The following is a 12,382-nucleotide window of genomic DNA, read 5'->3' on the forward strand; positions in this document are numbered from 1 at the left end:
GGTCTCGCCGTCGCCGGTGACAAGGAATGAATGGAATTTAATGCCGTAACACAAAGGGCGCCGCCCACTGGACGACGCCCTTTGCTTCGCGAAATGCGCCCCGGCGGCTCAGGCCTGGACGGTCTTCTGGGCCTGTTCGCCCAGCTTCTCGATGCCGAGGCGGATGGTCTGGCCGGCCTTGAGGTACTTCGGCGGCTTCTGCCCCATGCCGACGCCCGGCGGCGTGCCGGTGGAGATGATGTCGCCGGTCCGCAGGCTCATGAACTGGCTGAGGTAGCTGACCAGGAACGGCGCCTTGTAGACCATCGTCTTGGTCGAGCCGTTCTGGTAGCGGTGGCCGTCGACCTCGAGCCACATGTGCAGGTTGTCGTAGTCGCCGACCTCGTCCGGCGTCACCAGCCACGGGCCGGTCGGGCCGAAGGTGTCGGCGCTCTTGCCCTTGGTCCACTGGCCGTGGCGCTCGGTCTGGAAGGCGCGCTCGGACACGTCGTTGATCACGCAGAAGCCGGCGATGTGGCTGAGCGCATCGGCCTCGGAGACATACTTCGCCGGCTTGCCGATGACGATGCCGAGCTCGACCTCCCAGTCGGTCTTCTCGCTGTTGCGCGGGATCTCGACGTCGTCGTTCGGCCCGACGATGGCGCTGGTGGCCTTCATGAAGATGATCGGCTCGGGCGGCACGGTGGCGCCGGTCTCGGCGGCGTGGTCGGAGTAGTTCAGCCCGATGCAGATGAACTTGCCGGTGCCGGTGACACAAGGGCCGAGCCGCGGGTTGCCGGTGACCACCGGCAGCGTGGCCGGGTCGATCGCTTTCAGCCGGGCGATGCCGGCCGGGGTCAGCGCCTCGCCGGCGATGTCGGGCACGGCGCCGGACAGGTCGCGGATGCGGCCCTCGGCATCGAGCAGGCCGGGCTTCTCCTGGCCCACGGGGCCATAGCGCAGCAGCTTCATCGGTGTTCGCTCCCTGGAACTCTCATGGCAGGCCTCACGGGCCTGGTTCAGATGGTGATGCCGCCGTCGACGGCGATGGCCTGGCCGGTGATGTAGGAACTCTCGTCCGAGGCGAGGTAGACCGCAAGCGAGGCGATCTCCTCGGCGGTGCCGAGGCGGCCCATCGGCTGGCGCGCCACGAAGGCGGCCCGCGCCTTCTCGACATCGCCCTGCGCCGCCATGCGGTCGTGCAGGCTGGGCGTCTCGACCGTGCCGGGGCAGATGGCGTTGCAGCGGATGCCCTGGCCGACGAAATCGGCGGCGATCGACTTGGTCAGGCCCAGCAGCGCCGCCTTGGTGGCGCCGTAGATGAAGCGGTTGGGCAGGCCCTTGATCGAGGAGCAGACCGAGGCGACGCTGACGATCGAGCCGCCGCCGGCCGCGATCATCGCCGGCAGGAAGGCCCGGCACATGTGGTAGGCCGAGCGGACATTGAGGTCGAAGGAGAAGTCGTAGTCCTTCTCTTCGCAGTCGAGGATGGTGCCGGCATGGACGAAGCCGGCGCAGTTGAACAGCACGTCGACCGCGCCGCGCTCGGCGGCATAGGCCTTGATCGCGTCGTGGCTCAGCACGTCGAGCCGGGTGGTCTTGATCGCGGGCACCTCGGCCGCCAGGGTCTCCAGCGCCGCCGCGTTGATGTCGGTGGCATGCACCGTCGCGCCTTCGCGGGCGAAGGCCAGCGCCACCGCCCGGCCGATCCCCTGCCCCGCCGCGGTCAGCACCGCCGTCTTGCCCGCCAGCCTGCCAGCCATCTTCGGATGCCCCGTTGTTAAGTCGGACGTATTCCTCGCCCCGAGGCATGGCCGCCGTCAAGCCGGAAGCGCATCATCGCTGGTCAAAGCCTGGGCATCGGCGCTAGGAAAGCGGAGCATAGTCGGTGATGAGCGTGGAGACGTCATGAAGCGGTATCGGACCGCGGTGATCGGCGCGGGCTATTTCGGCAGCCTGCACGCAGCCAAGCACGCGGAGCTGCCCGAGGCGGAACTGGTCGCGATCTGCGACACCGACCCCAGCCGGGCCGAGGCGCTGGCGACCAAGCACGGCGCCAGGCCGGTGACCGCGCTGGCCGACCTGATCGGCCAGGTCGACGCCGTCAGCGTCGCGGTGCCGACCAACGCCCATTTCGACACCGCCCGGATCTGCCTGGAGGCCGGCATCCATGTGCTGATCGAGAAGCCGATCAGCAACACGCTGGACGAGGCCGACGCGCTGAGCCGCCTGGCCGCCGACCGCAAGCTGGTGCTGCAGGTCGGCCATCTCGAGCGCTTCAACCCGGTGGTGCAGGGCCTGGCCAAGATCCTGAACCGGCCGCGCTACATCGAATGCCAGCGCATCTCGGCGTTCAAGCCGCGTGGCACCGACGTCAATGTCGTGCTCGACATGATGATCCACGACATCGACCTGGTGCTGAAGATCGTCGGAGCGCCGCTGGAGCGGATCGACGCGGTCGGCGCGTCGGTGCTGAGCGAGGCCGACGACATCGCCAATGCCCGGCTGCAATTCACCAATGGCTGCACCGCGACCGTGACCGCCAGCCGGGTCAGCTGGAAGCGCCACCGCACCATGCGGATCTTCCAGCAGGACGGCTACATCATGGTCGACCTGAGCGAGGCCAAGCTGACCTTCATCCGCAAGACCCGCGGGCGCGACGGCCAGCCGGAGCTGTACCAGGAAGAACAGCAGTTCGAGGCCGGCGACCCGCTGAAGCTGGAGATCCAGAGCTTCCTGCAGAGTGTCGGCAATGGCGGCCCGCCGGCGGTCAGCGGCCCCGAGGGCCGGGCCGCGCTGGCTGCCGCCCTCGAGATCACGCACCAGCTGGCCGACTGGCGTCGGCGCTTCGAGGACGGCGACGCAACTGCAAATTGAAGGCGTGGGCGAAGGGGGGATGCGTTGAAACCGAAGGGGTGCGACATCATCTATCTGGATCAAAGACTTATCTCCCAAGATCCGTTCCCCCGAGATCCCCTTCATGGATGACCCGTACACCGTGCTCGGCGTGCCCCGTACCGCCAGCGACGACGACATCCGGCGGGCCTATCGCAAGCTCGCCAAGAAGCACCACCCCGACCTGAACCAGGGCGACCCGCGGGCCGAGGAACGCTTCAAGTCGGTATCGACCGCCTACGACCTGCTGGGCGACGCCGCCAAGCGCAAACGCTTCGACGCCGGCGAGATCGACGCCACCGGGGCCGAGCGCCCCTATGCCCGCCGCGCCGGCCCGGGGCCGGGGATGGGCGCCGGCATGGGCGGAGGCGGCACCCGCTACCAGCGCTACGACAACTACGACGCCTTCACCGACGCCGGCGACCTCGACGACGTGCTGCGCGGCATGTTCGGCCAGGGCGCGAATGCGCGCGCCGGCGGCGGCAAGGGCCGCGACGTCACCTATGCGCTGCGGGTCGAGTTCCGCCGCGCCATCGAGGGCGGCGAGACCACAGTGACCCTGGCCGACGGCCGCTCGCTCAAGGTCACCCTGCCGGTCGGCCTGACCGACGGGCAGACCATCCGCCTGCGCGGCCAGGGTGAGAAGGGCCCGCGCGGCGTCGCCGGCGACGCGTTGATCGAGGTCCGCATCATCCCCGACCCGGTGCTGGAGCGCGACGGCAACGACATCCGCATGATCCTGCCGGTGTCGCTGCCGGAGGCGGTGCTGGGCGGACGTGTCGAGGTGCCGACGCTGCTGGGCCCGGTGGTGGTGACCATCCCCAAGGGGTCGAACAGCGGCACCGTGCTGCGGCTGAAGGGCAAGGGCGTGCGCAACCCCACCGGCGACAGCCGCGGCGACCAGTATGTCCGGCTCGCCGTGACCTTGCCGGACCCGATGGACCCGGACCTCGCCCGCTTCCTCGAGGAGTGGGCCGTGGCCCATCCCTACGACCCCCGCGCCGGCAAGGCACGCTGAGGCACGGCGGGCCCGCATGGACAGGCGGGCCCGCAATCGCCATATTCTTCCCATGACCGACGCACCCGACAGCTTGGTCCTGCGCTATCTCCGCCAGATCGATCAGAAGGTCGACCGGCTGGCGGAAGACGTGCATGACCTCAAGGTCAGGATGACGGCGGTCGAAGAGAACCTCGCCGGCGTCCATCGGCGCATCGACCGCGTCGAGGCGCGCCTGGAGCGGATCGAACGGCGGCTGGATCTGGTCGAAACCGGCATCTGATCCGCGACCGCGACCTCCCCTCCTGCCCTGCGACATCTGCAGGTTTGACGCGGCGGCGCGCCGGCGCGATAAGCCGGCCCCATGCAATCGACCCCAGCCGCCGCGGCCCTGCGCCCCACTGTTGCCCAACCGGCCAGACGCTCCGTCGCCGCCTGGCTGTTCCTGTCCGCCGCCATGGTCTTCGCCGCGGCGGTGATCGGCGCCATCACCCGGCTCACCGAGAGCGGCCTGTCGATCGTCGAATGGGCGCCGATCAAGGGCATCGTGCCGCCCCTGTCGGACCAGGCCTGGGCCGACGCCTTCGCCGCCTACAAGGCGACGCCGCAATACCTCTACACCAACAGCGGCATGTCGCTGGACGCGTTCAAGGGGATCTTCTTCTGGGAATGGCTGCATCGGGCATGGGACCGGCTGAGCGGCCTGGTCTTCGCCGCCGGCCTGGCCTGGTTCGCCTGGCGCCGGGCGCTGGGCTGGAACCTGGGCCTGCGCCTGCTGGCCCTGCTGGTGGTCGGCGGGCTGCAGGGCGTGCTGGGCTGGGTGATGGTGCGGAGCGGGCTGGACCACCGGCCGTCGGTCAGCCACTACCTGCTGGCCGCGCATCTCGGCCTGGCCGTTCTGCTGTACGCCCTGATCCTGTGGGCCGCCTACGGGCTGGTGCTGACCCGCCAGGGCAATTTCGCCGCCGCGCCGTCGCTGCGCCGCCACGCCGCCATCGCCATCGGCTGCGTCGCCGTCACCATGTGCTGGGGCGCCTTCGTCGCCGGGCTGGATGCGGGGCAGGTCTACAACACCTTCCCGCTGATGGACGGCCGCTTCCTGCCGCCCGAGGCGTTCAGCATCATCCCGGGCTGGCTGAACCTGTTCGACAACACCGCCCTGGTCCAGTTTACCCATCGCTGGCTGGCGATCGGCACCGCCCTGGTGGTGCTGGCCCTGGCGGTCCGCACCACCCGCACGCCCGTCGCCGGCTGGGGCCATCTGGTCGGGCTGATGGTGCTGGTCCAGGTGGGCCTGGGCATCTCCACCCTGCTGACGCAGGTGCCGGTCGGGCTGGGCGCGATGCACCAGGCGGGGGCCCTGGTGCTGCTGGCCCTGCTGCTGGCGTTGCGTTTCGTAACCCGGCCGGTTTCGGAATCACGGCCCAAATGAGCCCAAGAAGAACTTAAAGTACAACCGAAGGGCTGATTCGACACTTTCCTTTTTGCGACTTTTGCAAGGCGCCAAACCTGCTCCAGAATCATAGCAGACCCGCGAATTCGATTGCCGAAGGGCGGTCGAGTCGATACCGTCCACGCCATCACTCCTCGCTGGTGGGAGACGGACGAAATGCGCGTCTGATTGCGACGCGTTTGATGCAAACAAACCAGCGACCGGGACCGAAACCGGAAACAGTAGGGGCGAACACATGCACAGTTTCACCAAGATCCTGGCGCGCGGGCTGCTCGCCGCTGCCCTGATGGGCGGCGTCTCGAGCGCTGCGATGGCCGAAATCGTCTTCAACAAGGGCAATGGCGCCGAGCCGCTGACGCTCGACCCACACAAGCTGTCCGGCGTGCCGGAATCGAACGTGGCCATGGATCTGTTCGAGGGCCTGCTGACGCCCGACGCCAAGGGCGAGCCTTCGCCGGGCGCGGCGGAAAGCTGGACGGTGTCGGACGATGGCCTGACCTACACCTTCAAGCTGCGCCAGAACGAGCAGTGGTCCGACGGCACCCCGGTGACCGCCGCCGACTTCGTGTTCTCCTGGCATCGCCTGATCGACCCGAAGACCGCTGCCGACTACGCCTACTTCCTGGACCAGGTCGTCGGCGCCAAGGATGCCCGTCTCGGCAAGGGGTCGGTGGACCAGGTCGGCGTGAAGGCGATCGACGACCACACGCTGGAAGTGAAGCTGGTTGCCCCGACGCCGTACTTCCTGTCGTCCCTGGTGCATCAGTCGACCTATGCCATCAGCAAGGCCAACTACGACAAGTTCGGCGACGATTTCATCAAGGCCGGCAACCTGATCTCGAACGGCGCCTACCAGCTGGCCGAGGCCGTGCCGCAGGGCTACATCAAGCTGACGAAGAACCCGCATTTCCATGATGCGGACAACGTCAAGATCGACACGGTGATGGTCTATCCCACCGAGGACATCGACGCCGAGCTGCAGCGCTTCAAGGCCGGCGAGCTGGACATGACCTACGAGCTGCCGAGCCAGCAGATCCCGACGCTGCAGAAGGAGATGACGGACCAGATCCACATCGCACCGTATCTCGGCGTCTACTTCTACGCGTACAACCTGACCCATGAGCCATGGAAGAGCAGCCCGGAGCTGCGCCAGGCCCTGTCGCTCGCGGTCGATCGTGACTCGCTGATCAAGAACGTCACCCAGGCCAGCCAGATCCCGGCCTACACCTTCGTGCCGCCGGGCACGATCAACTTCCCGACCTGGGAGCCGGATGTCGCCAAGCTGACCCAGGCCGAGCGCGACGCCAAGGCCAAGGAGCTTTATGCCAAGGCCGGCTACGGCCCGGACAAGCCGCTGAAGCTGGAGCTGACCTACAACACCAGCGAGAACCACAAGAAGGTGGCCGTGTTCATTGCCGCCATGTGGAAGCAGAAGCTGGGCGTCAACGTCAGCCTGGTGAACCAGGAATGGGGCACCTTCCAAGACACCCGCGACAAGAAGGAATTCCCTGACATCGCGCGCCATGGCTGGATCGGCGACTACAACGACGCCTATGGCTTCCTGCAGCTCGAGCTGGGCGATGTCGGCGAGCAGAGCACCTCGGGCTACTCCAACCCGAAGTTCGACGACCTGATGGCCCAGGCCGCCAAGGCGACCGAAGCGACCAAGCGCGGCGAGCTGATGCAGGAGGCGGAGAAGCTGATGATCGCCGACCTGCCGGTGCTGCCGCTGTACTTCTACACCACCCACCACGCCGTCTCCCCCGCCCTGAAGGGCTGGGTGGACAACGTGTCGGATTACCACCTGTCGCGCTGGCTGTCCGTCCAGCGCTGAGGATGAGTCTGTGACGATGCCCGCCCACCGGACCCGCCGGAGGGCGGGCATCGACCTTTTCGGCCCCCGGGATACGTCCGACATCTCCCGCCGGGCGAGGATCTGATGCCATGCTGAGCTATGCCGTGCGCCGCATCCTGGGCGCGATCCCGACCATCCTGGCGATCATCGCGCTCGCCTTCTTCATGATCCGCCTGGCGCCGGGCGGCCCGTTCGCCAGCGACAAGCCGCTGCCGATCGAGATCAAGCGCAACCTGGAAAAGGCGTATCATCTGGACGAGCCGCTCTACATGCAGTTCGGCCGCTACATGGGCAATGTCCTGCAGGGCGATTTCGGCCCCTCGTTCCGGATGCGCGACTATTCGGTGAACGAGCTGCTGCGCCAGGGCTTCCCGTATTCGCTGCAGATCGGCCTGATCGCGGTGGTGATCGCCAGCTTCTTCGGCATCCTGTTCGGCACCATCGCGGCCCTGAAGCAGAACACGCCCGGTGACTACGGCACCATGGCGATCGCCATGATCGGCATCACCATACCCAACTTCGTCGTCGCCCCGCTTCTGGTCCTGCTGTTGGCCGTCACCTGGCGAATACTGCCGGCCGGCGGCATCACCGCCGGCTGGACCTCGTTCATCCTGCCGATCGTGGCGCTGTCGCTGCCGCCGACTGCCTACATCGCCCGGCTGACCCGCGCCAGCATGATCGAGGTGCTGCGCTCGAACTTCGTCCGCACCGCCCGGGCCAAGGGCCTGCCGGAGCGGATCACGATCATGCGGCACACGCTGAAGGCCGGGCTGCTGCCCGTGGTCTCCTATCTCGGCCCCGCCACCGCCGGCATCATCACCGGCTCGATCGTGATCGAACAGATCTTCGGCATCCCCGGCATCGGCCGCTATTTCATCCAGGGCGCGCTGAACCGCGACTACACGCTGGTGATGGGAACGGTGATCTTCTTCGCCGTCCTGATCATCCTGTTCAACCTGCTGGTCGACCTGCTGTACGGCGCGCTCGACCCGCGCGTGCGCTACGATTGAGGACGCGGCGATGACCGACGCCACCATCGGATCCCTTCCCCCGGCCGCCAAGCCGATCAAGGGACGCAGCCTGTGGCAGGACGCCTGGCGGCGCCTGCGCACCAACAAGGCCGCCATCGTCAGCCTCGCGGTGCTGGCCCTGATCGCCGTCGCCTGCGTGGTCGGGCCGTACCTGCTGCCCTACGGGCTGGACGATGTCGACTACGCCGCCTTCACCACGGCGCCCAGCTTCGCGGCCTCGGCCGACGGCACGGCCGCGCATTATTTCGGCACCGAGGCCAACGGCCGCGACCTGCTGGTCCGCACCCTGTACGGCGGCCAGATCTCGCTGATGGTCGGCATCGTCGGCACCCTGGTCAGCCTGATCATCGGCGTCACCTACGGCGCCACCTCGGGCTTCCTGGGCGGGCGGGTCGACAGCATGATGATGCGGCTGGTCGACGTGCTCTATTCCCTGCCCTTCATGTTCTTCGTCATCCTGCTGATGGTGTTCTTCGGCCGGAACATCCTGCTGATCTTCGTCGCCATCGGCGCGGTCAACTGGCTGGACATGGCGCGCATCGTCCGCGGCCAGACCCTGTCGATCAAGCGCAAGGAATACATCGAGGCGGCGCATGCCTGCGGCGTGTCGAGCTGGGGCATCATCCGCAAGCACGTCATCCCGAACACGCTCGGCCCGGTCATCGTCTACATGACCCTGACCGTGCCGCAGGTGATCCTGCTGGAGAGCTTCCTGTCCTTCCTCGGCCTCGGGGTGCAGGAGCCGATGACCAGCTGGGGGGTGCTGATCTCCGAAGGCGCCCGCAGCATGACCATCGCCTGGTGGATGCTGGTGTTCCCGGCCGTGTTCCTGGCCGTCACCCTATTCTGCCTCAACTTCATCGGCGACGGCCTGCGCGACGCCCTCGACCCGCGCGATCGCTGAGCCCAAGGCCATCGGAACCATGACCGCAACACTCCTCACCCCCCCGAGCGCCATGACCGGCACCGTGGCCACCCCGGCCGTCCAGACCGAGACCATCCTGGCGATCCGCAACCTCGTCACCCGGTTCAAGACCGGCGACGGCATGGTCGCCGCGGTGAACGGCATCTCGCTCGACATCGCCGCGGGAGAGACCATCGGCATCGTCGGCGAATCCGGCTCGGGCAAGAGCCAGCTGTTCATGTCGGTGATGGGCCTCCTGGCCTCCAACGGCCGCGCCACCGGCAGCGTGAAGTACCGCGGGCAGGAGATCCTGGGCCTGCCGCCGGCCAAGCTGAACCGGGTCCGCGGTTCGAAGATGTCGATGATCTTCCAGGACCCGATGACGTCGCTGAACCCCTATCTGACCATCGCCCGGCAGATGACCGAGGTGCTGGTGCAGCACAAGGGGATGACCCAGTCCCAAGCGATGAAGCGGTCGATCGAGATGATGGACCTGGTCCGCATCCCCGAGGGCAAGCGGCGCATCGGCATGTACCCGCACGAATTCTCCGGCGGCATGCGCCAGCGCGTGATGATCGCCATGGCGCTGCTGTGCCAGCCGGACCTGCTGATCGCCGACGAGCCGACCACCGCGCTCGACGTCACCGTCCAGGCCCAGATCCTGGACCTGATGCGCGACCTGAAGCGCGAGTTCAACACCTCGATCGTGCTGATCACCCACGATCTCGGCGTCATCGCCGGCCTCGCCGACCGGGTGATGGTGATGTATGCCGGCAATGTGATCGAGGCCGGGTCGGTGCGGGACATCTTCTACGACCCGCAGCACCCCTACACCGAAGGCCTGCTGCAGAGCATGCCGCGGCTGAACTCGGACCGGCATGCCGAGCTGCCGTCGATCGGCGGCCAGCCGCCGAACCTGCAGGACCTGCCACCGGGCTGCAACTTCCAGCCGCGCTGCCGCTACGCCCATGCGCGCTGCCTGGCCGAGGAGCCGGCGCTGCGCCCCTGCGGCGACCCGGCCGCCCTGCGCGCCAAGGCCTGCCATCTCGAGCAGCTGCCCCTGACCGAGGCCGACCGCGCCGTCATCGACGCCGACCGCGCCGCCCGCACCCGTCATTGAGGCCCGTGCCATGACAGACAGCTTCCAGTCCGACGGCAAGCCCATCCTCTCGGTGCGCGACCTGCGCGTGCACTTCGCCATGCCGAAGCGGCACATGTGGTCGGGCCACCGCGACTACCTCAAGGCGGTCGACGGCGTCAGCTTCGACCTCAAGGCCGGCGAGACGCTGGGCGTGGTGGGCGAATCCGGCTGCGGCAAGTCGACCCTCGGCCGCGCCGTGCTGCAGCTGATCCCGCCGACCGCGGGCCAGGTGGTGTGGATGGGCGAGAACATCGCCAATCTCGACAGCAACACGATGCGCGAGAAGCGCCAGGACCTGCAGATCATCTTCCAGGATCCGCTGGCCTCGCTGAACCCGCGCATGACGGTCGGCGACATCATCGGCGAGCCGCTGGACGTGTTCGAGGCCAAGCTGACCAAGAAGGAGCGCCGGGCCAAGGTCGAGGAGATCATGGCGCTGGTGGGCCTGCGGCCCGAGATGATCAACCGCTACCCGCACGAATTCTCCGGCGGCCAGGCCCAGCGCATCGGCATCGCCCGGGCGATGATCCTGAACCCCAAGCTGATCATCTGCGACGAGCCGGTCTCGGCGCTGGACGTCTCGATCCAGAGCCAGATCGTCAACCTGCTGATGCGGCTGCAGCGCCAGTTCGGCCTGTCGCTGATCTTCATCAGCCACGACCTGTCGGTGGTGCGCCACATCAGCCACCGCATCATGGTGCTGTATCTCGGCAAGCTGGTGGAGGTCGCCGACCGCGACGACATCTACGACAATCCGCGCCATCCCTATACCCAGGCGCTGATCTCGGCGGTGCCCCTGCCCGACCCGGATGCGGAGCGGGCGAAGAAGCGGATTGTGCTGACCGGCGACCTGCCGAGCCCGCTGAACCCGCCCACCGGCTGCTACTTCCGCACCCGCTGCCCCAAGGCGCAGGATCTGTGCGCCCAGGTGGCGCCGCAGCTGATCGATGTCGGCAGCCCCGGCCACCAGGCCGCCTGCCACTTCTGGGACACGCCGACCCCGGCCCGGCGGCAGGAAGAGGCGGCTTAGGCCGCTCCGTCCGCCGCCGACGCTTGCGTGGTCCGCGCGATTCCCGCTGTAATCGGACCTCCCCTCCGCAGCCGGGGCCGCGCATGACCACAGACATCCCGGTGATCGACCTGGCGCCGCTCCGCCGCGGCGGGGCGGCGGGGCTGAAGACGGTGGCGCGGCAGCTCGGCCAGGCCTGCCGCGAGGTCGGATTCTTCGCCGTCACCGGCCATGGCATCGATTCGGATCTGACCGGCCGGGTCTTCGCCGCCTCAAGGGATTTCTTCGCCCGGTCCGCGGCCGAGAAGACGGCGCTGTCGATCACCGGCTCGCCCCACAACCGCGGCTATGTCGGCATCGGCGCCGAGACTCTAGACACGACCCGGCCGAGCGATCTGAAGGAAGCCTTCAACATCGGCCTCGACCTGCCGGCGGACCACCCCGAGGTGGTGGCTGGGCGCCCGTTCCGCGGGGTCAACCTGTGGCCCGGCATTCCCGGCTGGCGCGAGGCCATGCTGGCCTATTTCGACGCGGCCTGGCGCCTCGGCCGGCAGTTGCATCGCGGTTTCGCCAGCGATCTCGGCCTCGACCCCGACCATTTCGAGAGCCGGCTGGACGCCCCGATGGCGATCCTGCGCCTGCTGCATTATCCGCCGCGGCCCGGGCAGGTGGCGCCGGGCCAGATGGGAGCCGGCACCCACACCGACTACGGCAACGTCACCATCCTGGCGACCGACGGCGTGGCGGGGCTGCAGGTGCGGCGTCGGGATGGGGTGTGGCTCGACGCGCCGGCCGTCGACGGCGGCTTCCTGTGCAACATCGGCGACTGCCTGATGCGCTGGACCAACGATGTCTACGTCTCGACGCCGCATCGCGTGCAGCCGCCGGAGCGGGAGCGCTTCTCGGTCGTCTTCTTCCTCGACCCCAACCCGGACGCCCGGGTCGAATCCCTGCCCGGCTGCGTCACCCCGGACCGGCCGGCGCGCTATCCGCCGGTGCTGGGCGCGGACTACCTGCAGTCGCGGCTCGACGCCACCTATGCCCATCTGGCGCCGCGCGGCCGCGCTGAGCCATCGTCCGCATAGCAAAAGGGCGCCGGAAAATCCGGCGCCCTTTGG

At 68.0% G+C, this 12,382-nt stretch carries 12 protein-coding genes; 10 read left to right on the forward strand and 2 right to left on the reverse strand.

The genetic code is table 11. From position 1 onward, the window contains the following. Positions 1-108: 108 nt before the first annotated feature. A complete protein-coding gene (locus AB4112_RS20520; protein WP_309797356.1) occupies positions 109-951 on the reverse strand; it encodes a fumarylacetoacetate hydrolase family protein in 843 nt (280 codons plus the stop codon). A 47-nt stretch (positions 952-998) separates the two neighbouring features. After that, entirely contained in the window at positions 999-1,742 is a 744-nt protein-coding gene (locus tag AB4112_RS20525) for an SDR family oxidoreductase (protein ID WP_309797354.1), read from the reverse strand. A 145-nt stretch (positions 1,743-1,887) separates the two neighbouring features. On the opposite strand from AB4112_RS20525, the gene AB4112_RS20530 reads away from it, so the two are divergent. From AB4112_RS20530 to AB4112_RS20575, 10 genes are all read left to right on the forward strand, one after another. Continuing rightward, the gene (locus tag AB4112_RS20530) at positions 1,888-2,856 is read left to right on the forward strand and encodes a Gfo/Idh/MocA family protein (RefSeq protein ID WP_309797352.1); all 969 of its coding nucleotides are present in this window, start codon (positions 1,888-1,890) and stop codon (positions 2,854-2,856) included. Between the two features lie 103 nt (positions 2,857-2,959). Beyond that, positions 2,960-3,892: a DnaJ C-terminal domain-containing protein gene (locus AB4112_RS20535; RefSeq protein ID WP_309797350.1), complete on the forward strand. Its 933-nt coding sequence runs from the start codon at positions 2,960-2,962 to the stop codon at positions 3,890-3,892. 16 nt (positions 3,893-3,908) lie between these two features. Further along, positions 3,909-4,154 carry a hypothetical protein gene (locus tag AB4112_RS20540; protein ID WP_309797348.1) on the forward strand — a complete coding sequence of 82 codons (246 nt, stop codon included), beginning with the start codon at positions 3,909-3,911 and terminating at the stop codon, positions 4,152-4,154. 81 nt (positions 4,155-4,235) lie between these two features. Next, positions 4,236-5,303 (forward strand): COX15/CtaA family protein, encoded by a 1,068-nt coding sequence (locus tag AB4112_RS20545; RefSeq protein ID WP_441722683.1) that lies wholly within the window; start codon positions 4,236-4,238, stop codon positions 5,301-5,303. 256 nt (positions 5,304-5,559) lie between these two features. Further along, positions 5,560-7,158: a peptide ABC transporter substrate-binding protein gene (locus AB4112_RS20550; RefSeq protein WP_441722686.1), complete on the forward strand. Its 1,599-nt coding sequence runs from the start codon at positions 5,560-5,562 to the stop codon at positions 7,156-7,158. A 110-nt stretch (positions 7,159-7,268) separates the two neighbouring features. After that, on the forward strand, positions 7,269-8,189 hold the full coding sequence (gene oppB, locus AB4112_RS20555; protein ID WP_309797343.1) for an oligopeptide ABC transporter permease OppB: 921 nt from the start codon (positions 7,269-7,271) through the stop codon (positions 8,187-8,189). Positions 8,190-8,199: 10 nt separating this feature from the next. Further along, positions 8,200-9,114 carry an ABC transporter permease subunit gene (locus tag AB4112_RS20560; RefSeq protein ID WP_309797341.1) on the forward strand — a complete coding sequence of 305 codons (915 nt, stop codon included), beginning with the start codon at positions 8,200-8,202 and terminating at the stop codon, positions 9,112-9,114. Between the two features lie 19 nt (positions 9,115-9,133). Next, positions 9,134-10,234: an ABC transporter ATP-binding protein gene (locus tag AB4112_RS20565; protein ID WP_309797339.1), complete on the forward strand. Its 1,101-nt coding sequence runs from the start codon at positions 9,134-9,136 to the stop codon at positions 10,232-10,234. Between the two features lie 10 nt (positions 10,235-10,244). After that, positions 10,245-11,285 carry an ABC transporter ATP-binding protein gene (locus AB4112_RS20570; protein ID WP_309797337.1) on the forward strand — a complete coding sequence of 347 codons (1,041 nt, stop codon included), beginning with the start codon at positions 10,245-10,247 and terminating at the stop codon, positions 11,283-11,285. Between the two features lie 83 nt (positions 11,286-11,368). Further along, positions 11,369-12,349, forward strand: a complete 981-nt coding sequence (locus AB4112_RS20575) for an isopenicillin N synthase family dioxygenase (RefSeq protein ID WP_309797334.1) — start codon at positions 11,369-11,371, stop codon at positions 12,347-12,349. Positions 12,350-12,382: the final 33 nt, after the last annotated feature.

This window comes from Inquilinus sp. 2KB_23 (genome assembly GCF_052115705.1).
GTDB classification, from domain to species: domain Bacteria; phylum Pseudomonadota; class Alphaproteobacteria; order DSM-16000; family Inquilinaceae; genus Inquilinus; species Inquilinus ginsengisoli_A.